Source organism: Streptomyces sp. NPDC005576, from assembly GCF_042871745.1.
Classification (GTDB): domain Bacteria; phylum Actinomycetota; class Actinomycetes; order Streptomycetales; family Streptomycetaceae; genus Streptomyces.
The window spans coordinates 231,006-252,138 of record NZ_JBIAJC010000002.1; the positions used below are offsets into that span (position 1 = coordinate 231,006).

21 protein-coding genes are annotated in these 21,133 nt (G+C 72.1%); 12 read left to right on the forward strand and 9 right to left on the reverse strand.

Going from position 1 to position 21,133, the window contains the following annotated elements:
• Positions 1 to 119 precede the first annotated feature (119 nt).
• A complete protein-coding gene (locus ACFYPN_RS04330; RefSeq protein ID WP_358762279.1) occupies positions 120 to 1,589 on the forward strand; it encodes a catalase in 1,470 nt (489 codons plus the stop codon).
• Between the two features lie 85 nt (positions 1,590 to 1,674).
• Here ACFYPN_RS04330 and ACFYPN_RS04335 read toward each other — a convergent pair whose 3' ends face one another.
• The 6 genes from ACFYPN_RS04335 to ACFYPN_RS04360 all read right to left on the reverse strand — a co-directional run bounded on the left by ACFYPN_RS04335 (position 1,675) and on the right by ACFYPN_RS04360 (position 6,839).
• Positions 1,675 to 2,079 (reverse strand): CBS domain-containing protein, encoded by a 405-nt coding sequence (locus tag ACFYPN_RS04335; protein WP_358762225.1) that lies wholly within the window; start codon positions 2,077 to 2,079, stop codon positions 1,675 to 1,677.
• Positions 2,080 to 2,285: 206 nt separating this feature from the next.
• The gene (gene hisN, locus ACFYPN_RS04340) at positions 2,286 to 3,086 is read right to left on the reverse strand and encodes a histidinol-phosphatase (RefSeq protein WP_358762227.1); all 801 of its coding nucleotides are present in this window, start codon (positions 3,084 to 3,086) and stop codon (positions 2,286 to 2,288) included.
• 98 nt (positions 3,087 to 3,184) lie between these two features.
• Positions 3,185 to 3,508 (reverse strand): multidrug efflux SMR transporter, encoded by a 324-nt coding sequence (locus tag ACFYPN_RS04345; RefSeq protein ID WP_358762229.1) that lies wholly within the window; start codon positions 3,506 to 3,508, stop codon positions 3,185 to 3,187.
• Positions 3,509 to 3,633: 125 nt separating this feature from the next.
• On the reverse strand, positions 3,634 to 4,650 hold the full coding sequence (gene rsgA / locus ACFYPN_RS04350) for a ribosome small subunit-dependent GTPase A (RefSeq protein WP_358762231.1): 1,017 nt from the start codon (positions 4,648 to 4,650) through the stop codon (positions 3,634 to 3,636).
• A gap of 3 nt (positions 4,651 to 4,653) precedes the next feature.
• Positions 4,654 to 5,985: a 3-phosphoshikimate 1-carboxyvinyltransferase gene (gene aroA / locus ACFYPN_RS04355; RefSeq protein WP_358762233.1), complete on the reverse strand. Its 1,332-nt coding sequence runs from the start codon at positions 5,983 to 5,985 to the stop codon at positions 4,654 to 4,656.
• 140 nt (positions 5,986 to 6,125) lie between these two features.
• Positions 6,126 to 6,839, reverse strand: coding sequence for a M50 family metallopeptidase (locus ACFYPN_RS04360; RefSeq protein WP_358762235.1), 714 nt, complete (start codon positions 6,837 to 6,839; stop codon positions 6,126 to 6,128).
• A gap of 52 nt (positions 6,840 to 6,891) precedes the next feature.
• On the opposite strand from ACFYPN_RS04360, the gene ACFYPN_RS04365 reads away from it, so the two are divergent.
• From ACFYPN_RS04365 to ACFYPN_RS04405, 9 genes are all read left to right on the forward strand, one after another.
• Positions 6,892 to 7,707, forward strand: a complete 816-nt coding sequence (locus ACFYPN_RS04365) for an SOS response-associated peptidase (RefSeq protein WP_358762237.1) — start codon at positions 6,892 to 6,894, stop codon at positions 7,705 to 7,707.
• Between the two features lie 30 nt (positions 7,708 to 7,737).
• Positions 7,738 to 8,397 carry an alpha/beta family hydrolase gene (locus ACFYPN_RS04370; protein WP_358762239.1) on the forward strand — a complete coding sequence of 220 codons (660 nt, stop codon included), beginning with the start codon at positions 7,738 to 7,740 and terminating at the stop codon, positions 8,395 to 8,397.
• A gap of 371 nt (positions 8,398 to 8,768) precedes the next feature.
• A complete protein-coding gene (locus tag ACFYPN_RS04375) occupies positions 8,769 to 9,425 on the forward strand; it encodes a sigma-70 family RNA polymerase sigma factor (protein WP_358762241.1) in 657 nt (218 codons plus the stop codon).
• Positions 9,422 to 9,742, forward strand: coding sequence for a mycothiol system anti-sigma-R factor (gene rsrA / locus ACFYPN_RS04380; RefSeq protein WP_266708917.1), 321 nt, complete (start codon positions 9,422 to 9,424; stop codon positions 9,740 to 9,742). Before ACFYPN_RS04375 ends, rsrA begins: the two co-directional genes overlap by 4 nt.
• Positions 9,743 to 9,928: 186 nt before the next feature.
• Positions 9,929 to 11,380: an HD-GYP domain-containing protein gene (locus tag ACFYPN_RS04385; protein WP_389296648.1), complete on the forward strand. Its 1,452-nt coding sequence runs from the start codon at positions 9,929 to 9,931 to the stop codon at positions 11,378 to 11,380.
• A 44-nt stretch (positions 11,381 to 11,424) separates the two neighbouring features.
• A complete protein-coding gene (locus ACFYPN_RS04390) occupies positions 11,425 to 12,642 on the forward strand; it encodes an HD-GYP domain-containing protein (protein WP_389296944.1) in 1,218 nt (405 codons plus the stop codon).
• An 81-nt stretch (positions 12,643 to 12,723) separates the two neighbouring features.
• Positions 12,724 to 13,716, forward strand: a complete 993-nt coding sequence (locus tag ACFYPN_RS04395; protein WP_358762245.1) for a hypothetical protein — start codon at positions 12,724 to 12,726, stop codon at positions 13,714 to 13,716.
• A gap of 119 nt (positions 13,717 to 13,835) precedes the next feature.
• The gene (gene def, locus ACFYPN_RS04400) at positions 13,836 to 14,474 is read left to right on the forward strand and encodes a peptide deformylase (RefSeq protein ID WP_358762247.1); all 639 of its coding nucleotides are present in this window, start codon (positions 13,836 to 13,838) and stop codon (positions 14,472 to 14,474) included.
• A gap of 224 nt (positions 14,475 to 14,698) precedes the next feature.
• Positions 14,699 to 15,436, forward strand: coding sequence for a D-Ala-D-Ala carboxypeptidase family metallohydrolase (locus tag ACFYPN_RS04405; RefSeq protein WP_358762249.1), 738 nt, complete (start codon positions 14,699 to 14,701; stop codon positions 15,434 to 15,436).
• A gap of 28 nt (positions 15,437 to 15,464) precedes the next feature.
• Here ACFYPN_RS04405 and ACFYPN_RS04410 read toward each other — a convergent pair whose 3' ends face one another.
• Positions 15,465 to 16,439, reverse strand: coding sequence for a helix-turn-helix domain-containing protein (locus tag ACFYPN_RS04410; protein WP_358762251.1), 975 nt, complete (start codon positions 16,437 to 16,439; stop codon positions 15,465 to 15,467).
• Between the two features lie 81 nt (positions 16,440 to 16,520).
• On the opposite strand from ACFYPN_RS04410, the gene ACFYPN_RS04415 reads away from it, so the two are divergent.
• Both ACFYPN_RS04415 and ACFYPN_RS04420 read left to right on the forward strand, forming a co-directional pair.
• On the forward strand, positions 16,521 to 16,730 hold the full coding sequence (locus ACFYPN_RS04415) for a hypothetical protein (protein ID WP_358762253.1): 210 nt from the start codon (positions 16,521 to 16,523) through the stop codon (positions 16,728 to 16,730).
• A 96-nt stretch (positions 16,731 to 16,826) separates the two neighbouring features.
• Positions 16,827 to 17,501 carry a 1,4-alpha-glucan branching protein gene (locus tag ACFYPN_RS04420; protein ID WP_389296649.1) on the forward strand — a complete coding sequence of 225 codons (675 nt, stop codon included), beginning with the start codon at positions 16,827 to 16,829 and terminating at the stop codon, positions 17,499 to 17,501.
• 66 nt (positions 17,502 to 17,567) lie between these two features.
• On the opposite strand, the gene ACFYPN_RS04425 is transcribed toward ACFYPN_RS04420, so the two are convergent.
• Both ACFYPN_RS04425 and ACFYPN_RS04430 read right to left on the reverse strand, forming a co-directional pair.
• Positions 17,568 to 18,584: a ribonucleotide-diphosphate reductase subunit beta gene (locus ACFYPN_RS04425; RefSeq protein ID WP_389296650.1), complete on the reverse strand. Its 1,017-nt coding sequence runs from the start codon at positions 18,582 to 18,584 to the stop codon at positions 17,568 to 17,570.
• Entirely contained in the window at positions 18,584 to 21,001 is a 2,418-nt protein-coding gene (locus ACFYPN_RS04430) for a ribonucleoside-diphosphate reductase subunit alpha (protein ID WP_358762259.1), read from the reverse strand. The genes ACFYPN_RS04425 and ACFYPN_RS04430 overlap by 1 nt, the downstream gene beginning before the upstream one ends.
• Positions 21,002 to 21,133 lie beyond the last annotated feature (132 nt).

The window sequence follows — 21,133 nt, forward strand, 5'->3', positions numbered from 1 at the left end:
GAATGTGACTTTGGATGATCGCTTGACTTAGACAAAGTCCATTGTAGGATCGAGCTTGGCAGAAGCCGAGGGAACATCGGTCGTGCGCGCCGCCGGGAGACGGGGGGTGCGCGGCTCACATCACGCAGGAGGCGCACGTGACGCAGGGACCGCTCACCACGGAGGCCGGAGCGCCGGTCGCCGACAACCAGAACAGCGAGACGGCGGGCGTCGGCGGTCCGGTGCTCGTGCAGGATCAGGCGCTGCTGGAGAAGCTCGCCCACTTCAACCGGGAGCGCATCCCGGAGCGCGTGGTGCACGCCCGTGGCGCCGGCGCGTACGGCACCTTCACCCTGACCCGGGACGTCTCGCGGTGGACCCGCGCCGCGTTCCTCTCCGAGGTCGGCAAGGAGACGGAGACCTTCCTCCGCTTCTCGACCGTCGCCGGGAACCTCGGCTCCGCCGACGCCGTGCGCGACCCCCGCGGCTTCGCGTTGAAGTTCTACACCGAGGAGGGCAATTACGACCTCGTCGGCAACAACACCCCGGTGTTCTTCATCAGGGACGCCATCAAGTTCCCCGACTTCATCCACACCCAGAAGCGCGACCCGTACACCGGCTCGCAGGAGGCGGACAACGTCTGGGACTTCTGGGGTCTGTCACCCGAGTCGACCCACCAGGTCACCTGGCTCTTCGGCGACCGCGGCATCCCGGCCACCCTGCGCCACATGAACGGGTACGGCTCGCACACGTACCAGTGGAACAACGAGGCCGGCGAGGTCTTCTGGGTCAAGTACCACTTCAAGACCGACCAGGGCATCAAGAACCTCACCACCGACGAGGCCAACCGCCTCTCCGGTGTGGACCCGGACAGCCACCAGCGCGACCTGCGCGAGTCCATCGAGCGCGGTGACTTCCCGTCCTGGACCGTGCAGGTGCAGATCATGCCTGCGGCGGACGCGGCGACCTACCGCTTCAACCCGTTCGACCTGACCAAGGTGTGGCCGCACGCGGACTACCCGCCGGTCGAGATCGGGAAGCTGGAGCTCAACCGCAACCCCGAGAACATCTTCGCCGAAGTCGAGCAGTCCATCTTCAGCCCGGCGCACTTCGTGCCCGGCATCGGCCCGTCCCCGGACAAGATGCTCCAGGGCCGCCTCTTCGCGTACGGTGACGCGCACCGCTACCGCGTGGGCATCAACGCCGACCACCTGCCGGTGAACCGCCCGCACGCCACCGAGGCGCGGACCAACAGCCGCGACGGCCACCTCTACGACGGCCGTCACGCCGGCGCGAAGAACTACGAGCCGAACAGCTTCGGCGGTCCCGTCCAGACCGGCCGGCCGCTCTGGCAGCCGGCCCCGGTCGACGGTGCCACCGGCAACCACGTGACGCCGGTCCACGCCGAGGACGACGACTTCGTCCAGGCGGGAAACCTCTACCGCCTGCTCTCGGAGGACGAGAAGGGGCGTCTGGTCGAGAACCTCGCCCAGTTCATCGCCAAGGTCTCGCGTGACGCGATCGCCGAGCGCGCGGTGGACAACTTCCGTCAGGCCGACGGCGACTTCGGCAAGCGGCTGGAGGAGGCGGTCCGGGCCCTGCGCGCCTGATCGCCGGTCAGCCGTCACGAGGACGGGCCGGACGCCACGGGTGTGGTGTCCGGCCCGTCCCGCTGCTCCGGCGCCCCGGTCGGCGTCAGCCGGCGACTTCGGCCGGATGCCGGCGCCGCACCGGAGACCAGCAGCGGATGATGTCGCGAACCGAGACCAGGCCCACCGGGCCGTCGTCGTTCAGCACGATCAGGTGACGGAACCCGCCGTGCGTCATGGCCTCGGCGGCCTCTTCCAGGGTCCAGGCGGGGGCGGCGAAGACCACGTCCGTGGTGGTGTGGCCGGACACGGTCTCCTGGTCGGGATCCTGGCCGAGCCCGACCGCGTCGAGGATGTCGCGTTCGGTGATGATGCCGAATCCGCAGGTGTCCGGGTCGTGGACGACGGCGGCCCCGACGCGGCGGGCCGACATCAGTGCGGCTGCCTGACGGAGTGTGTGGGTGGGGCCGATGGTGAGCACCACAGTGGTCATGGCGTCTCTGACCAGCATGAAGGGGCACCTCCTTGGTGGACCGGCCGGAAGGCGAGCCGATTCACAAGTTCACAAGCGGGGCTTTCAGGATGGCACCCCCCTCCTGACCCGACAAGAGGTGCAGAGGGTGGCCACAGGGCGTGTACGCGCACGCCCCACGGCCCCCGGGCGCCCCTGGCGCTCCGCCGAACGGGGCGCAGGCGCCGAGGCGGGCGGCGCCGACGTCAGTAGCGCTGGTTGAGGTACCCCAGCAGTTCGTCGTGGAGCAGGCCGTTCGATGCCGCCGCGTTGCCGCCGCCCGGGCCGGGGACGCCGTCCAGGCCGGTGAAGCTGCCGCCGGCCTCCTGCACCACGATCGCGGTGGCGGCCATGTCCCAGAGCGAGAGTTCGGGCTCCGCGCACATGTCCACGGAGCCCTCGGCGACCATCATGTACGACCAGAAATCGCCGTATCCCCGCGTCCGCCAGCAGGCCCGCGACAGGTCGAGGAAGCCGTCCAGCCGCCCTTGCTCCTCCCAGCCGGTCAGCGAGGAGTAGGCGAAGGAGGCGTCCGCGATCCGGCCGACCCGCGAGACTCGGAGGGGGGTCGCGGAGGTGAGGCTGCGTCCCGAGTAGGCGCCCGAGCCCTTCGCCGCCCACCAGCGCCGGCTCAGCGCGGGGGCGGAGACCACCCCGACCACCGGCTGGAAGCCGTTCTCTCCCGCCTCCATCAGCGAGATCAGGGTCGCCCAGACCGGCACCCCGCGCACGTAGTTCTTCGTACCGTCGATGGGGTCGATCACCCAGCGCCGGGGACCGGTGCCCTCCAGCCCGTACTCCTCGCCGAGGATCGCGTCGCGCGGGCGGGCCCGGTGCAGGTGACCCCGGATCAGCTCCTCGGTGGCCGTGTCGGCCTCACTCACCGGAGTCATGTCCGGTTTGGTCTCCACCTTGAGGTCGAGGGCCTTGAACCGGTCCATCGTCGCCGCGTCGGCGGCGTCCGCCAGTACGTGGGCGAGACGCAGATCATCGTGGTAGTCGGACATGGCGTCACAGTATCCAGCCCGGTCCGCGCGGAGCCACACGCCCCGGCGCCACGGTCGGCGGGCGGCCTTCCGGTGATCCGGTCTCCGGGGTGGTCCGCTCAGTGCGAGGAACCGGACAGCTGGAGGCCGATCACGCCGATGATCACCAGCGAGATCGAGATGAGCTTCAGGGTGTTCACCACGTCGTCGAAGAAGACCATGCCGTAGATCGCCGTACCGGCGGCCCCGATGCCGGTCCACACCGCGTAGGCGGGGCCCACGTCGAGCTTCCGCAGGGACAGGGTCAGCAGGCCGAAACTCCCGAGGGCGAACGCCGCGAACGCGATCGTCGGCCAGAGCCGTGTGAAACCGTGCGACAGCTTCAGACACACGGCGAAGCCGGTCTCCAGCAGCCCCGCGACCACGACCAGCAGCCACGCCATCGTCCGTAGTCCTCCGCCTCGGTCACCGGTCCGCCTGCTCGCTGCGATTATGCCCCCACCACGGTCGCAGGGTCGCAAACGTGCGCGAGTCGCGGTGGACGGACCGGCCCCGTGCCGGGTCCCGGTCAGTCGCCCTCGCGCCGCTCGCGCGTCGCCAGCAGCCGGCGCAGGGAGTAGAGCCGCGCCGGATCGGCGTGTCCGCCGGCCACCCACGCGTCGAGCGCGCACTCCGGCGCGTTGTCGTCGTGGGTGCAACCGCGCGGGCACTCCTCGGTGCCGGGCTGGAGGTCGGGGAAGGCGTTGATGACCCGGGACGGGTCGATGTGGTGCAAGCCGAAGGAGCGCACGCCGGGGGTGTCGACCACCCAGCCCAAGCCGTCGGGCAACGGCAGCGCCAGCGCGGAGGTGGTGGTGTGCCGCCCCCGCCCGGTGACCGCGTTGACATGGCCCGTCGTGCGCCGGCGGTCTTCCGGCACCAGGGCGTTGACCAGCGTGGTCTTGCCGACCCCGGAGTGCCCGACGAAGGCGGTGATCTTCCCGTTCAACTGCTCGCGCACCCGGTCCGCCGCATCGCCGTTGGCCAGCTCGTCGCGATTGGTGACGATGAACGGCACGCCCAGCGGGGTGTACGCCTCCAGGAGCTTGTCCGGGGAAGCCAGGTCGGACTTGGTCAGCACCAGCAGCGGGGTCAGCCCGCCGTCGTACGCGGCGACGAGGCACCGGTCGATCATGCGCGGGCGCGGTTCCGGGTCGGCGAGAGCCGTGACGATGGCGAGCTGGTCGGCGTTGGCCACCACCACCCGCTCGAAGGGGTCGTCGTCGTCGGCGGTGCGCCGCAGCACCGAGCGGCGCTCGCCGATGCGGACGATGCGGGCCAGGGTGTCCTTGTCGCCGGAGAGGTCCCCGACGATCGACACGGTGTCGCCGACCACGGCGGCCTTGCGGCCCAGCTCGCGGGCCTTCATCGCGACGACCGTGCGCCCCTCGACGAGGCAGGTCAGCCGGCCGCGGTCGACCGTGAGGACCATGCCGTCCTCGGCGTCCTCGTGCTTGGGCCGGGTGTGGGTGCGAGGGCGGTTGCCCTTGCGGTTCGGACGGACGCGGATGTCGTCCTCGTCGGGGTTCTTTCCGTAACGGCGCATCTTCTAGGCTCCGAGCATCCCGGTCCACATGTCCGGGAAGTCCGGAAGGGTCTTCGCGGTCGTCCCCACGTTCTCGATCTCCACTCCGGGCACCGCCAGGCCGATGATCGCCCCCGCAGTCGCCATCCGGTGGTCGTCGTAGGTGTGGAAGACCCCGGCGCGCAGCGGCCGCGGCCGGATGTGCAGTCCGTCCGCCGTCTCCGTGACGTCACCGCCGAGTTCGTTGATCTCCTTGGTGAGCGCGGCCAGCCGGTCCGTCTCGTGCAACCGCAGATGGGCGACCCCGCTCAGCGTGGAGGGGGAGTCGGCGAGCGCCGCGACGGCCGCGATGCCCGGGGTCAGCTCGCCGACCTCGCTCAGGTCCGCGTCGATGCCGTGGATGCGGCCCGAACCGGTGAACGTGAGGCCCTGCGGCGTCAGCTCGCACGAACCGCCCATCGCCGTGAACAGCTCGCGCAGCGCGTCCCCGGGCTGCGTGGTGCGCTCCGGCCAGTCGCGTACGGTGACGCGCCCGCCGGTCACCAGCGCGGCGGCCAGGAACGGCTGGGCGTTGGAGAGGTCGGGCTCGATCGTCAGGTCCCGGCCGAGCAGCGCGGAGGGGGAGACCCGCCAGACGTCCGGCTCGCCGCCCGTCTCGGGCTCGTCCACCTGGGCGCCGACCGCGCGCAGCATCTCCACCGTCATCCGGATGTGCGGCATCGACGGCAGGGCCGAACCCACGTGCCGTACCTCCACGCCCTGGTTGAACCGGGGGGCGGAGAGCAGCAGCGCGGAGACGAACTGGGAGGAGGCGGAGGCGTCGATGCGTACCGGACCGCCCTCCAGCGCGCCCGCGCCGTGCACGGTCAGCGGGAGCGAGCCGCGCTCGCCGTCCTCGATCCGGGCGCCGAGCGCGCGCAGGGCGTCGATGACGCCGTGCAGCGGGCGCTCGTGGGAGCGCGGGTCGCCGTCGAAGTGGACCGGCCCGTCCGCGAGGGTCGCGACGGGGGGCAGGAAGCGCATGACCGTACCGGCGTTGCCGACGTCGACCGTGACCGGGCCGTGCAGCCCGGCCGGGATGACCCGCCACGCCTCGCCCGTGACGTCGGTGGCCGCCGAACTGGACGAGACCGTCTCCTCGATGCCGACGCCCATCGCGCGCAGCGCCTGGGCCATCAGCAAGGTGTCGCGCGAGCGCAACGGCCTGCGGAGCCAGCCCGGCTCGGCGGCGAGGGCGGCCAGGATCAGCGCACGGTTGGTGACCGACTTGGAACCGGGCACGGTGACGGTCGCGTCGACGGGGCCGCTCGCGTGGGGAGCGGGCCAGAGGGCGGGGCGCACGGGACTTTCGGTCATGCCCTCACTTTAGGGCCTTTCGTTCGACCCGGACGAAAGGCCCCGAGGGCCTCCGCGTCGCGCCGGGCCGGGCGCCGGGCCGTGTCTGCGCGGGGCACCCGCGGCACCCCGGGGACGCCTCAGCCCCTCGCGTGTGCCGGTCAGATCCCCAGCAGCCAGCGTCCACCGCCGATCAGTGAGCAGAGCGACACCGCGTGGAAGAGGAAGAGCCAGAGCCAGGCCGGGGCGTCCGTCAGCCGGGCCAGCTGGTCCGCGTCGGAGTCGGGAGCACCGCCGTGCCGCCGCTTGGACTGGAGCTCGAAGACCGGGCGCACCCCGCCCATCAGCAGGAACCAGACCACCGCGTAGGCGAAGGCCGACTGCACGGCGGCCGAGGTGAGCCAGGAGACCAGCAGGAAGAGGGAGCCCGTGAAGATCACGGTCAGCGCCCCGAACAGGTTGCGGATCATCACCAGCATCACCGCGAGCAGCCCGGTGGCCAGCCAGAGCAGCAGGGTGATGCGGCCGTCCGCCAGCAGCCAGGCGCCGCCGAGTCCGAGCAGGGAAGGCGCGGTGTAGCCGGCGGCCGCGGTGAGGATCATGCCCATCCCGGTCGGCTTGCCCCGGCTGACGGTGAGCCCGCTGGTGTCCGAGTGCAGCCGGATGCCGGAGAGCTGCCGACCGGTGAGCAGGGCGATCAGCCCGTGGCCGCCCTCGTGCGCGATGGTGATGGTGTTACGGGTCAGCCGCCACAGCATGTCGGGGACGACGGCGACGAGTGCGGCGGTCGCGGTCACCACCACCAGCCACTGCTCCGGCGCGGGCTGGGTGCCGAACACCCGGTCCCACAGGGCACCCAGTTCGGTGCTGTCCATTCGGCAGGAACTCCTTGCGGTGAGGGCGGGGTGCCGTGGCAGGCTGGCAGGCATGTGCGGACGTTATGCGGCGAGCCGGCGGCCCGAGGACCTCACCGGACTCTTCCAGGTGGAGCGGTGGGACCCGGACGAGACCCTGGCCCCTGACTGGAACGTGGCGCCGACCAAGGAGGTCTATGCCGTACTGGAACGTCCTGTGAGAGACGCCGCCGACCGCCGTCCGGTTCGCCAGCTCCGTACCCTCAAGTGGGGCCTCGTACCCTCCTGGTCCAAGACGCCGGAGGGTGCCGCGCGGATGATCAACGCCCGCGCCGAGACCGTCCACGAGAAGCCCTCCTTCCGCAAGGCATTCCTCCAGCGCCGCTGCATCCTGCCCGCCGACGGCTATTACGAGTGGGTGACGGGCGCCGACGAGCGGCAGCTGGAGGAGGCGGGCAGGAAGAAGCGGGCCCGCAAGCAGCCGTACTTCGTGACCCCCGCCGACGGGTCCGTCTTCGTGATGGCCGGGCTCTACGAGTTCTGGCGCGACGCCACCCTCCCGCCCGACCACCCGCAGGCGTGGTGGGCGACCTGCTCGGTGATCACCACCGAGGCGGAGACCACCCCGCTCGCCGTCGCCCCGGCCCAGGGCCCCTCCGCGCTCGCCGACATCCACCCCCGGATGCCCGTGATGCTGACGCCCGACCGCTGGGACGCCTGGCTCGACCCGGAGCGCACCGACAGCGAGGAGCTGCGCGCCCTGGTTGCCCCGCCCGAGGGCGGACTGATGCGCGCCTACCCCGTCGCCACCGCCGTCAGCAACGTCCGCAACAACGGGCCCGAACTCCAGGAGGAGCTGGCCGCGCCGGAGGAGACCACGCTGTTCTGACGGGGAGCCCGGCACGGGCAGGATGGGCCCATGAGCAGCGAGCGAAGCACCCCGGGCGGGCAGCCTGTCCGCGTCGACACCCCGGCGGGAGAGGCCAGGATCACCTGGTTCCCCGCCGCCGGCGCCCGGCTGGTGCTGGCGCTGGGCCACGGCGCGGGCGGCGGCATCGAGGCGCGGGACCTGGCGGCCCTGGCCGCCGCCGCACCCCGGCACCGGGTGAGCGTCGCCCTGGTGGAGCAGCCCTGGCGGGTCGCGGGGAAGAAGGTCGCGCCCGCCCCGAAGACCCTGGACACCGGCTGGCGCGGGCTCTGGCCCCAGCTGGCGGCGCCCGGCCTGCCGGTCGTCGCGGGCGGCCGCAGTGCCGGGGCGCGGGTCGCCTGCCGCACGGCCGGGGAGCTCGGCGCCCGTGCCGTCCTCGCCCTGAGCTTTCCGCTGCACCCGCCGGGCAGGCCCGAGAAGTCCCGCGTCGACGAGCTGCTGGGCACCGGGGTCCCCACCCTGGTGGTGCAGGGCGGCAACGACCCCTTCGGCCACCCCGCCGAATTCCCCTCCGGTACGTACGAGATGGCCGAGGTCCCGCACGGCGACCACGGTTTCGCGGTGCCCAAGCGGTCGGGCCTGACGGAGGCCCAGGCAATGGAGATCCTGACCGGCGCGGTCACCGGCTGGCTGGGCCGTCTCCCCTCCTGAGTCCCGGGCACCCCTGTCGGAGGTGGTCTCCCTCACACCCGCCGCGACCCCCACGGGCGGGGGAATGCGGGCCGCGGAGCCGCTGTTGTTCGGTACATCGGCGCCCGGTACGCCGACGCGATCGGTAGGCCGGCACCTCCGGTACACCGGCACAAGTCTCTGGCTGTGGAGAGGGAGTCCGTCGCATGGGTTCGACCATCTGCCCGCGTCGCTCGAGCGCCGCGGATCTGGAGTGGACGGTGCTGCATGCGCCGAAGATCACTCCTGAACGCGCGCCGGGCGGAAGCGGTCGACCGCACGCGCGTCACCAAGGTCGACTATTCTCCGAGGCGAGCGGGTCCGGTTTCGGCCCCGCAACAGCGTTGGAGGAGGTGGGTCCGGTCACTGGTAACGACACAGGGACCGACGACGGCCGCCCGGAGGAGACGACGGACGAGCGGAACACACGTTTCGAGCGGGACGCGCTCGTCTTTCTCGACCAGATGTACTCCGCGGCGCTGCGCATGACGCGCAACCCCGCGGACGCCGAGGACCTGGTCCAGGAGACCTACGCGAAGGCGTACGGCTCCTTCCACCAGTTCCGTGAGGGCACCAACCTCAAGGCGTGGATGTACCGCATTCTCACCAATACCTTCATCAACTCGTACCGCAAGAAGCAGCGCGAGCCCCAGCGGAGCGCCGCCGAGGAGATCGAGGACTGGCAGCTGGCACGGGCCGAGTCGCACATGTCGACCGGTCTGCGATCGGCGGAGTCCCAGGCCCTCGACCACCTGCCGGACTCCGACGTGAAGTCGGCGCTCCAGGCGATCCCCGAGGAATTCCGCATAGCGGTCTACCTCGCGGACGTCGAGGGGTTTGCCTACAAGGAGATCGCGGACATCATGGGGACTCCCATCGGTACGGTGATGTCCCGACTGCACCGCGGACGCCGTCAGTTGCGCGGCATGCTGGAGGACTACGCCCGCGAGCGCGGGCTCGTCCCCGCCGGCGCCGGTGAGTCGGACGATCGGAAAGGCTCGGCCTCATGAGCTGCGGAGAGCCGCACGAGACGGACTGCTCAGAGGTTCTCGACCATCTCTACGAGTTCCTCGACCACGAGATGCCCGAGGGCGACTGCACCAAGTTCGAGACGCACTTCGGCGAGTGCTCCCCGTGCCTGGAGAAGTACGGCCTGGAGCAGGCCGTGAAGAAGCTGGTGAAGCGTTGCTGCGGTCAGGACGACGTCCCGACCGACCTGCGCTCGAAGGTGATGGGACGGATCGACCTGATCCGTTCCGGCCAGGCCGTGCCGGACCAGGACGTGTCGCTGGGCGACACGGGCCGGCCGGCGGCCACGGCCGAGTAGGTCCGTAGCGACGGACCGGTTGCCGAACCGGCTGCCGACCGACAGAGAGGCGCACCGCGCGGGACGCGGTGTGCCTCTCTGCTGTCCGCATCACCCGAACGCGCTAATCGGGATCGTTGCGGCACCTGCGCTCCGACTACTCGCTAGCGTGACGCGTCCATCGATGACGCGGGGGCGGGTGCACACATGAGCAGAACACCGGTCGCGGCACGGACGTTCATCGCGGTGGTGGCGGTCTGCGCCGCCGGCTGTCTCGGCCCCCTGCTCGCGCAGGTCCCCTTGCGGGGGCCGGTCCGCCAGGCCACCGGCGGAGCCCCGGTGGCCTGGCACACCCTCGGCCTGCTGGCCGCGCTCTATCTGGTGGGCGAACTCCCCGGCCGCTGCCCCTTTTCCGGCGAGCGGGTGCCCGTCCGGGCTGGATCGTTCTTCCCGTTCCTGCTCGCCGCCGCCTTCCTGCTGCCGCCTTCGGCCGCCGCGCTCGTGGCCGTACCCGGCGCACTCGCCGGGCGGGTCGAGCACCGGCCGTCCGCAGCCCGCCGGATCTGGCGCACGGCGCAGCTCACGGTCACCGTCTGGGCCGCCTCCTCCGTCTACGGGGTGCTCGGCGGCCCGGCCGCGCTCAGCGGCCCGCACGGGCCGGGCGGGCGGCCGGGGGCCGTGCCCGACTTCCCGTACTTGCTGCTGCCCGCCTGCGCCGCGGGCGTCGTCTTCAGCCTCGTCCTCGCGCTGCTCGACGGCGCCATCCGGGTGCTGGCCGAACACCTGCCGGTGCGGAACGCCTGGCACGGACTCTTCGCCCCGTCGTTCGGGCCGCATCTCGTGCACGCGCTCGCGGGACTGATGATGGCGGTCCTGTGGCGCGGCCCGTACGGACCGCTCTCCTCGCTCTTCGTGCTGCTGCCGATGTACATCTCCTGCTGGGTCTTCGCGCAGTACCACCGGGAGCACGCCGCGCACCGGGCCACCATCCGCGCCCTCGTCCAGGCCGTCGACATCAAGGACACCTACACGCGCGGCCACAGTGAGCGCGTCGGCCGCGCCTCCGTCCTCATCGCCCGTGAGATCGGCATGGCGCCGGAGCGGGTGGAGGCCCTCCGGTTCGCCGGCATCCTCCACGACGTCGGCAAGCTCGGCGTACCGACCCGTGTCCTGCGCAAGGACGGACCGCTCACCCCGGAGGAGCGCCGGGTCATCGAACTCCATCCCGAGTACGGCCACGAGATCGTGCGCGGCATCGGCTTCCTCGACGAGGCCAGGGCAGCGATCCTCCACCACCACGAGCGGTTGGACGGCAGCGGCTATCCGCACGGGCTCCGGGGCGCCCACATCCCCGAGTCCGCCCGGGTGGTCGCCGTCGCCGACGCCTTCGACGCGATGACCTCGAACCGTTCCTACCGGCGCGGCCGTCCGGTGGCCGCCGCCGTGGAGGAGCTGCGCCGCTGCGCGGGCAGCCAGTTCGACCCCCGGATGGTGCGCGCGCTGGTCCGGGCCCTGGACCGGGTCGGCTGGTCGGCGGCGACGGTCGGCGTGACCGCGGACGAGGCCACGCTGCCGCCCCCGCGCGGGCAGGCGCCCGCCGCCGGGGGAGCGGCGGGAGCGGGCCGGAGCGCCGACGGGGACGGGCGGAGTGAGCGGTGAGCGGCCTCCACGGCGGCGACCGGCCCCCTCCGGTCGTCCACGTCCTGCACGCCGCCGCCGTCACCCTGACCGTCGTCGCCCTGATCCACACCCTCTGGTCCGGGCTCGACGAACCGGGCCACGCCCTCGCCTTCGGCGCGCTGGTCGCCGTCGGGGAACTCGCCCGCTGGGGCGCCCTGCCCGGCGAACGGGAACCCGCGCCGCTCGGCTCCGCCGGGGCCCTCGCGTACGCCCTGCTCGGGCGCAGCGCCGGGGAGCCGACCGGGCAGGGGGTGCTCCAGGTGATCGCCGTCGTCACCGTGGCCCAGCTGCTCGCCGCGGTGCCCCGTCTGGTGCGTGGCAGCGGTCCCGACCCCGACCGGGCGGCCCGCCGGGTGCTGACCGTGGCCTTCGCCGCCGTCTGCTTCCAGCCGCTGCGCGACGCGGAGCAGTTCACCGGGGTGCTGGGGGAGGGGCCCGCGTACGCCGCCTTCCTGGTGGGGCTGCTGGGGCTGACGGCGCTGTGCGACGCGGTGCTCGCCGCGTGCGTGCGGGCGGCGCGGACCCGCTACCCGTACGGCTCGCACCTGCGCGACGAAGTGCGCGGGCTGCCCGGCATCGGGTCGGCGGTCTGCGCGACCGGTGCGGTGATGGCACTCGGCGTCGCCGTGGCGGGGCTGTGGGCGCTGCCCGTGCTCTGCGTGCCGCTCCTCCTCACCCAGGTGTCCTTCCGGCGGTACGCGGCGGTCCGCGCGACCTACCGGCAGACCATCGCCTCGCTGGCCCGCGCCACCGAGGTCGCCGGGTACACCCCGCACGGCCACGCCCGCAGGGTCGCCGACCTCGCCACGGCGGTCGGCCGCGAGCTGGGGCTCGCGGGCCGCGAGCTGACCGTGCTGGAGTACGCGGCGCTCATGCACGACATCGGCCAGCTCTCCCTCGTCGATCCGCTGGCGGACGGGGCCACCGCCCGGCTGCCCGCCGCCGAGCAGCGCCGGATCGCACGGCTGGGCGGCGCGGTGGTCCGGCAGACCGGGGTCGACGCGAAGGTGGCGGTGGTGGTGGAACGGCAGGCGGATCCGTACCGGGAGCAGCCGCTCACCGCGCGGATCGTCCGTGCCGTCAACGCGTACGAAGACCTGTGCGGGGAAGGTGTGGGAGGGGCCCTGGGGGCTCTGGAGGAGTTGCGCATCGGCACCGGCCACGACTACCAGCCGCAGGTGGTCGAGGCGCTGGCCGGAGTCCTGGCGCGGGGCGGCCCGCCCCGGGTGGGGACGGGGTAACCCATGGGTAATGAGCGGGCGTCCGGCCGGGCATGGTTGGATGCGAAAGAAGAGGGTGTCCAGTCGGGACAGGCGGGAATCGTGAGGATCTTCGGGAAGGCACGGCATCGGCCGTCCGCCTCGTGGCGGCAGGCCACGGACCGCGCGTTCACGCTGATCGGCGACGGCCGGTACGAGGACGCGGGAGCGCTGCTGACGCGCGCGGCGGACCTGGAACCCTGGCTCTCCGAGTCCTGGTTCAACCTGGCGCTGCTCCACAAGTTCCGGCACGACTGGGAGCAGGCCCGTTCGGCGGGGCTGCGGGCCGTCGCGCTGCTGGACCGGGAGTCCGGCGCGCCGGACTGGTGGAACGTGGGCATCGCCGCGACGGCGCTCCAGGACTGGCCGCTGGCCCGCCGGGCCTGGCAGGCGTACGGCCTGAAGGTGCCCGGTACCGGGGCGCAGGGTGCCGTGGCGACCACCGAGCCGACCGGTATGGAGCTGGGCAGCGCCGCGGTGCGGCTGTCGCCCGAGGGCGAGGCCGAGGTGGTCTGGGGGCGCCGGCTCGACCCGGCCCGGATGGAGGTGCTGTCGATCCCGCTGCCGTCCTCCGGGCGGCGCTGGGGCGAGGTCGTGCTGCACGACGGGGTGCCCCACGGTGAGCGGGTGACCGCGGCGGGCCCCTCGTACCCGGTGTTCGACGAGATCGAGCTGTGGGCGCCGTCGCCCGTGCCGACCTGGGTGGTGCTGCTGGAGGCGGCCACCGAGGAGGACCGGGACGCGCTGGAGAAGCTCGCCTCGGACGCCGGGTTCGCCGCCGAGGACTGGTCCTCGTCGGTGCGGCTGCTCTGCCGGTCCTGTTCGGAGAGCAGGATGGAGAGCGACGAGGGCGACGGTGAGCACCTCGACCCGCACGACCACAGTGAGCCGGGTCACCCCGGCCCGCTGGGGCACCGCACGGCGGGTGGCCTCTGGGCTCCTGAACGCGAGTGCGGGCTCGCCGCCCCGGCCGGGCTGGTGCGGGGGCTGCTGGACGGCTGGGTCGCCGACAGCCCGGACAGCCGCGAGTGGCGGGATCTCGAAGAAGTCTGCTGACCGCGCTCCCGGGCTCCCTCTCCCCGTAGGCTGTACGGGCACCGATCCGGTGCGGATCTGCCCGGACTCGGGTTTCGGGTTTTCGGGGTACACGGTTTGCAGGAAGGCGTACGGCGGACATGTCGCAGCAGGAGACGGACGAGCGGATCGGCGTGGACGACGAGGGTTTCGTCGTGGACACGGAGGACTGCGAGGAGCGTGAGGCGGCGTACCGCGAGCGCGGGACCTCCCGTCCGATCACCGTCGTGGGCAACCCGGTCCTGCACCGGGAGTGCAGGGACGTCACGGAGTTCGGCGACGAGCTGGCGCGGCTGATCGACGACATGTTCGCGAGCCAGCGGACCGCCGAGGGCGTGGGCCTGGCCGCCAACCAGATCGGCGTGGACCAGAAGGTCTTCGTCTACGACTGCCCGGACGACGACGGGGTCCGCCACGTCGGCGTCGTCGTCAACCCGGTCCTGGAGGAACTGCCTCCGGAGGCCCGCGCGCTGGACGACTCCAACGAGGGCTGCCTGTCGGTCCCGACCGCCTACGCCGAGCTGGCCCGCCCCGACTACGCCGTGGTGAGCGGCCGGGACGCGCAGGGCAACCCGATCAGGGTGCGGGGCACCGGCTACTTCGCGCGCTGCCTCCAGCACGAGACGGACCACCTGTACGGCTACCTCTACATCGACCGGCTCTCGAAGCGGGACCGCAAGGACGCGCTGAAGCAGATGGCCGAGGGCACCCCGCGGTACGAGGTCGTCCCCAACGACTGATCCCGTCGCGGGCGCCGACAGGTGAGGGGTCCGCCCGCCGGAGAACACTTCGGCAGGCGGACCCCTTCTGTGTGCGGTGACCGTCATCCGGTGTTTTCCCGGAGGGAGTTGACGCGCGTCGACCGCTGCGACAGGCTCGCTTCCACGTTCCACCGCGAGTCACGTTCCACCGCGAGTTCACGTTCCACCGGGATCACATTCCACCGCGAGAGGGAGCACCCCACATGCTCAGGCGTACCGCGCGCGTCCTGCTCGGATTTGTCATGACCATCTCACTGGCGTGGAGCGGGGCCGTACTCACGGCCGGCACCGCCCACGCGGACGGCTGCTTCACCTTCACCCGCACCCTGTCCTCCGGCGCCACCGGCAACGACGTCACCCAGCTCCAGATACGGGTCGCCGGGTACCCCGGGTACAACTCGGTGCTCGCCGTCGACGGCTCGTACGGCCCCGCCACCACCGCCGCCGTCAAGCGCTTCCAGGCCGCCTACGGCCTGACCGCCGACGGCATCGCGGGACCGGCCACCCAGGCCAAGATCTACGCGCTCCAGGACGACGACTGCACCCCGGTCCACTTCACGTACCCGGAGCTGAACACCTGCAACAGCACCTGGGCCGGCGGGGCGGTCGCCGCCGGCACGGCGAAGGCCAACGCCCTCACCAGCATGTGGAAGCTGGAGGCGCTGCGGCACGCCCTCGGCGACCAGCCGATCCGCGTCACCAGCGGCTTCCGCTCCACCTCCTGCAACTCGGCGGTGGGCGGCGCGGCGGGCAGCCGCCACCTCTACGGTGACGCGGTCGACCTCGGGGCCGGGTCGCACTCGCTCTGCACCATGGCGCTCCAGGCCCGCAACCACGGCTTCAACGGAATCCTCGGCCCGGGCTACCCGGACCACGGCGACCACGTGCACGTCAACCAGGGGCCCAGCCACTTCTGGTCGGCCTCCAGCTGCGGCATCTGACCCCCCCCAGGGGCCGCGCCGGGACTCGTCAGACCCTTTCGGCGACCCCGGCCGGCCCCTGGAAGGTCCGCCGGTAGGCGTTCGGTGTCGTGCCCAGCGAGCGGACGAACTGGTGCCGCAGGGCCGCCGCGTTGCCGAAGCCGGCCCGTCCGGCGACGGCCTCCATGGTCTCGTCCGAGGTCTCCAGCAGGTGCTGCGCCAGCAGGACCCGCTGCCGCAGCAGCCAGCGGTAGGGGGTCGTACCCGTCTCCTGCTGGAAGCGGCGCGCGTAGGTGCGCGGCGACATGTGGGCCAGGGCCGCGAGCTGTTCGACGGTCATCTCCTGGTCGAGGTGGTTCTCCATCCACGCCAGGGTGTCCCCGACGGTGTCGCACGGGGTCCGTGGCAACGGCCGCCGCACGTACTGCGCCTGGCCGCCGTCGCGGTGCGGGGGGACCACCATGCGGCGGGCGATGGTGTTGGCGACCTCCTGGCCGTACTCCTGGCGTACCAGGTGCAGGCAGGCGTCGATACCGGCGGCGGTCCCGGCCGAGGTGATCACCTGGCCCTCGTCGACGTAGAGCACGTCCGGTTCCACGCGGGCCGACGGATGACGCCGGGCGAGTTCGGCGGAGTGCCGCCAGTGCGTGGTGCAGCGACGGCCGTCCAGCAGCCCGGCCGCACCGAGGACGAACGCCCCGGAGCAGACGCTCAGCACCCGCGCACCGCGCGCCACGGCCCGCCGCAGCGCGTCCAGGACCTCCGGCGGGTACTCCCGGACGAGGAAGCTGCTGCCGGCGGGCACGGCGACGAGGTCGGCCTCCTCCAGCCGGTCGAGGCCGTGCGAGGCGGTGAGGGTGAAGCCGGCGTGGGTGCGCAGCGCGGGGCCCTCCGCCGACACCACCGCGAAATCGTGCACCGGTAGTCCCTCGTCGCTGCGGTCGAGTCCGAACACCTCGCAGAGCACGCCCAGCTCGAAGGGGTGAACCTCGTCCATCAGGAGAACGGCGACGTTTTTCAGCATGACGCCAGTGTGGCAGTAATTCGATGGTCGATGACAGTCCTGCCACTGCCCGGATATGCTCCCGGCCGCCAGAGTGGAGGCGTGAACACACTCCTGAACCTCCTCGGCGTCACCGTCCTCGCCGCCCTCGTCCTCCTCCCCACCCTCTACGGATTCGCCCGGGAGCGCCGTATCTCCCGCGAACTGCGCGAGGCGGAACGCGTCCGCCGTGCCGACCCGCCGGACCCGGCCGCCGCCCGGCCGGAGGGAGCCGTGCGGCGCCCTTACCTCCGTGCTTGGGCGCGGATCTGACCGGGCCACGCCTCGGCCGCCTCGGGGCCTCGTGCGCGCGCGGGGCCGGTACGCGATCATGGAACGACCTGTTCACCCCAGCGGACGAAGTGAGACATGGCTGTCATCCACCGCACCACCATGACCCCCGGCAAGCTCGACATGCTGGCCTCCTGGCTGCCCTCCCAGCCCTGGTACGCCGGCAGCGAGCCCGAACTGGCGAAGGCCGGCGGCTTCCGGCTCGACGACCCGGAGGGCGAGGTGGGCATCGAGTTCATGGTGGTCACCGACACCTCGATGGGGCGCCCGCACCCCTACCACGTGCCCGTCACCTACCGGGGCGCCCCGCTGGAAGGCGCCGAGGCCGCACTGATCGGCACCACCGAACACGGGGTGCTGGGCACACGCTGGGTGTACGACGGCGTCCACGACCCGGTGCTGACCGAACGGCTCCTCGCCCTGCTGCACGGCCGCGCCGAGCCGCAGGCACAGAGCGAGTCGGACACCGCCGACCCGACCGTGCACAGCCGGGGCATGGGGGAGGACATCCCCGACGGAGCGGTCGTCGAGGGAGTGGAGAGCGGGATGTACGGCACCGACATCCGGCTGTCGGACCCCGCAGGGGCCGGGCACTGGACCCTGCGGGTGGTGCGCGCGCTGACGGGCGACGCGGAGGAGGCCAAGGGCGACGCGGGACCGCTGCTCGGCGAGGTCACCGCGCTCTGGGCACCGCCCGGCGCCGAACCGGCCCGTGCCCGTTTCGCCGAAGTGCGTCCCTCGACGGAGCGATGACCCACACGGCGGCGGGCTCCCCCGGAGCCGGGAGTGCCCGCCGCCGTGCGGACCGCCTCACTCACGTCAGAAGTCGTCGTCGAAGCCGACCGTGCCCTCCACCGCCACCTGGTACGCGGACGGGCGGCGCTCGAAGAAGTTCGTCAGCTCCTGCACGCCCTGGAGCTCCATGAACGAGAACGGGTTCTCGGAGCCGTACAGCGGTGGGAAGCCCAGCCGGGTCAGCCGCTGGTCCGCGACGCACTCCAGGTACTGGCGCATCGACTCGGTGTTCATGCCGGGCAGACCCTCACCGCACAGGTCGCGGCCGAACTGCAGCTCCGCCTCCACGGCCTCCTTCAGCATGTCGGTGACCTGCTGCCGGAGTTCCTCGTCGAAGAGGTCCGGCTCCTCCTTGCGGACGGTGTCCACGACCTCGAAGGCGAAGTTCATGTGCATCGTCTCGTCCCGGAACACCCAGTTGGTGCCGGTGGCGAGGCCGTGCAGCAGGCCGCGCGAGCGGAACCAGTAGACGTACGCGAACGCGCCGTAGAAGAACAACCCCTCGATGCAGGCCGCGAAGCAGATCAGGTTCAGCAGGAACCGGCGCCGGTCGGCCCTGGTCTCCAGCCGGTCGATCTTCTCCACCGAGTCCATCCAGCGGAAGCAGAACTGTGCCTTCTCCCGGATCGACGGGATCTCCTCCACCGCGTCGAACGCGGCGGCGCGGTCGTCCGGGTCGGGCAGATAGGTGTCGAGCAGCGTCAGATAGAACTGGACGTGCACGGCCTCCTCGAAGAGCTGCCGCGACAGGTACAGCCGGGCCTCGGGGGAGTTGATGTGCTTGTACAGGGTCAGCACGAGGTTGTTGGAGACGATCGAGTCGCCCGTGGCGAAGAACGCCACCAGCCGGCCGATCATGTGCTGCTCACCCGGGGAGAGCTTGGCGAGGTCGGCCACGTCGGAGTGGAGATCGACCTCCTCCACGGTCCAGGTGTTCTTGATCGCGTCCCGGTAGCGCTCGTAGAAGTCCGGGTAGCGCATGGGGCGCAGGGTCAGTTCGAAGCCCGGGTCGAGCAGGTTCTTGTTCGTGTCGGTGGTCATTACTGGCAGGCCTCGCAGGACTCGGGGTTTTCGAGGGAGCAGGCGAGGGCCTCCGCGTCGGAGACCGCCTGCTGGACGGGGAGGGCGGCGGGGGCCGGGGCGGGGGCGGCGGTGTTCGCCGTACCGGACGCGGCGCGGGCGATCCGGGTCGCCGGGCGCGAACGCAGGTAGTACGTCGTCTTCAGCCCCTGCTTCCAGGCGTACGCGTACATCGAGGAGAGCTTGCCGATGGTCGGCGTCTCCAGGAACAGATTGAGCGACTGGCTCTGGTCGAGGTAGGGCGTCCGGGCCGCCGCCATGTCGATCAGGCCGCGCTGCGGGATCTCCCACGCGGTGCGGTACAACGCCCGTACCTCCGCCGGGATCCAGCCGAAGCCCTGCACCGAACCGCTTGCGTCGCGCAGCGCCTCACGGGTCCGCGCGTCCCACACGCCGAGCCGCTTCAACTCGTCCACCAGATAGGCGTTGACCTGGAGGAACTCACCGCTGAGCGTCTCGCGCTTGAACAGGTTGGAGACCTGCGGCTCGATGCACTCGTACACCCCGGCGATCGACGCGATGGTGGCGGTCGGCGCGATGGCGAGCAGCAGCGAGTTGCGCATCCCGGTCCGCGCGATCCGGGCGCGCAGCGCCTCCCACCGCTCCGGCCAGGCCGGCGCGGTGTCGTAGTGGTCCGGGTGCAGCACCCCGCGCGCGGCACGGGTCTCGCTCCACGCGGGCAGCGGGCCGGCCTTCTCGGCCAGGTCGCAGGATGCCTCGTACGCGGCGAGCATGATCCGCTCGGAGATACGGGTGGAGAGCGCGCGGGCCTCGGGGGAGTCGAAGGGCAGCCGCAGCTGGAAGAAGACGTCCTGGAGGCCCATCGCGCCCAGACCCACCGGCCGCCAGCGGGCGTTGGACCGGCCGGACTGACCGGTCGGGTAGAAGTTGATGTCGACGACCCGGTCGAGGAAGGTCACCGCGGTACGGACGGTGGCGTCCAGCCGCTCCCAGTCGATCGTCCCGTCCGCGACGAAGGCGCCCAGGTTGACCGAACCGAGGTTGCAGACGGCCGTCTCGCCGTCGTCGGTCACCTCCAGGATCTCCGTGCAGAGGTTCGAGGAGTGGACGACCCGGCCCGGCTCGGCGGTCTGGTTGGCGGTGCGGTTGGAGGCGTCCTTGAAGGTCATCCAGCCCTGGCCGGTCTGTGCCAGGGTGCGCATCATCCGGCCGTACAGCTCGCGGGCGGGCATCGTCCGGCGGGCCAGGCCCTTCGCCTCGGCGGCCCGGTAGGCGGTGTCGAAGGCGTCGCCCCACAGGTCGACCAGCTCGGGGACGTCGGCGGGCGAGAACAGCGACCAGGCTCCGTCGGCGTCGACCCGGCGCATGAACTCGTCCGGGATCCAGTGCGCCAGGTTGAGGTTGTGCGTACGCCGCTGGTCCTCACCGGTGTTGTCGCGCAGCTCCAGGAACTCCTCGATGTCCGCGTGCCAGGTCTCCAGGTAGACCGCGGCGGCGCCCTTGCGCCGGCCGCCCTGGTTGACGGCCGCGACGGAGGCGTCCAGCGTCTTCATGAACGGCACGATGCCGTTCGACAGACCGTTGGTGCCCCGGATCAGGGAGCCGCGCGAACGGATGCGCGAGAACGACAGACCGATACCGCCCGCGTGCTTCGAGAGCCGCGCCACCTCGTGGTAGCGGCCGTAGATGGAGTCCAGCTCGTCCAGCGGGGAGTCCAGCAGATAGCAGGAGGACATCTGCGGGTGGCGGGTGCCCGAGTTGAAGAGGGTGGGGGAGGAGGGCAGGTAGTCCAGCCGGCTCATCAGGCCGTAGAGCGCCGCGACCTCGTCCACCGCCCGCGCGGAGTCGTCCTCGGCCAGCCCGGACGCGACCCGCAGCATGAAGTGCTGCGGAATCTCCAGCACCTGGCGGGTGATCGGGTGGCGCAGCAGGTAGCGGCTGTAGAGGGTGCGCAGGCCGAAGTAGCCGAAGCGGTCGTCGGCGCCGTCCGCGAGCGCCTCCTCGACCAGCGCGTCCAGCCGCTCGGCGTGCAGCTCCACGAACGCGGCGGTACGGTCCGCGATCAGGCCCTCGCGATGACCGGTGGCGACCGATGCGGAGAAGGACACCGCGCCCTCACCGGCCGCCTCGGCCGCGATGGTACGGGTGAGCAGCCGCGCGGCGAGCCGCGAGTAGGCGGGGTCCTCCGCGATCAGACCGGCGGCCGACTCGGTGGCCAGGGTCAGCAGCTCCGCCTCGTCGGCGTGGGCGCTCCGGCCCCGCAGCGCGGCGGCGGCGACCCTGCCCGGGTCGGTGTCCGGCAGGTCCGCGGTGAGGGCGGTCAGGGTGCGCAGCAGCGCGGCCCCGGGGCCGTCGACGGGCTCGGTCGCTGTGGTGGCCGCGGGCACGGACGCCGGATCGGCGGGCGCGATGGTCACGGTGGTGCTCTCCCTCGCTCGGCTCTGGGCCGGCGGGGGGAGGGAGGGCCGCGGGGCGCGCCACCTGGAGACCGGCAGCACCGCACACGGCGTCCACCGGCCCATCCGCGAGGCCCGGACGTACGGGCGTCC

What these genes read in the sequence shown, in the direction of transcription:
- ACFYPN_RS04345 (WP_358762229.1), bottom strand. Translation starts at nt 3,508, where the DNA reads ATGGCGTGGCTGCTGGTCGTGGTCGCGGGGCTGCTGGAGACCGGCTTC.
- ACFYPN_RS04335 (WP_358762225.1), bottom strand. Translation starts at nt 2,079, where the DNA reads ATGCTGGTCAGAGACGCCATGACCACTGTGGTGCTCACCATCGGCCCC.
- ACFYPN_RS04370 (WP_358762239.1), top strand. Translation starts at nt 7,738, where the DNA reads ATGAGCAGCGAGCGAAGCACCCCGGGCGGGCAGCCTGTCCGCGTCGAC.
- hisN (WP_358762227.1), bottom strand. Translation starts at nt 3,086, where the DNA reads ATGTCCGACTACCACGATGATCTGCGTCTCGCCCACGTACTGGCGGAC.
- aroA (WP_358762233.1), bottom strand. Translation starts at nt 5,985, where the DNA reads ATGACCGAAAGTCCCGTGCGCCCCGCCCTCTGGCCCGCTCCCCACGCG.
- ACFYPN_RS04420 (WP_389296649.1), top strand. Translation starts at nt 16,827, where the DNA reads ATGGCTGTCATCCACCGCACCACCATGACCCCCGGCAAGCTCGACATG.
- ACFYPN_RS04410 (WP_358762251.1), bottom strand. Translation starts at nt 16,439, where the DNA reads ATGCTGAAAAACGTCGCCGTTCTCCTGATGGACGAGGTTCACCCCTTC.
- ACFYPN_RS04425 (WP_389296650.1), bottom strand. Translation starts at nt 18,584, where the DNA reads ATGACCACCGACACGAACAAGAACCTGCTCGACCCGGGCTTCGAACTG.
- ACFYPN_RS04360 (WP_358762235.1), bottom strand. Translation starts at nt 6,839, where the DNA reads ATGGACAGCACCGAACTGGGTGCCCTGTGGGACCGGGTGTTCGGCACC.
- ACFYPN_RS04385 (WP_389296648.1), top strand. Translation starts at nt 9,929, where the DNA reads ATGAGCAGAACACCGGTCGCGGCACGGACGTTCATCGCGGTGGTGGCG.
- ACFYPN_RS04405 (WP_358762249.1), top strand. Translation starts at nt 14,699, where the DNA reads ATGCTCAGGCGTACCGCGCGCGTCCTGCTCGGATTTGTCATGACCATC.
- ACFYPN_RS04365 (WP_358762237.1), top strand. Translation starts at nt 6,892, where the DNA reads ATGTGCGGACGTTATGCGGCGAGCCGGCGGCCCGAGGACCTCACCGGA.
- rsrA (WP_266708917.1), top strand. Translation starts at nt 9,422, where the DNA reads ATGAGCTGCGGAGAGCCGCACGAGACGGACTGCTCAGAGGTTCTCGAC.
- rsgA (WP_358762231.1), bottom strand. Translation starts at nt 4,650, where the DNA reads ATGCGCCGTTACGGAAAGAACCCCGACGAGGACGACATCCGCGTCCGT.
- def (WP_358762247.1), top strand. Translation starts at nt 13,836, where the DNA reads ATGTCGCAGCAGGAGACGGACGAGCGGATCGGCGTGGACGACGAGGGT.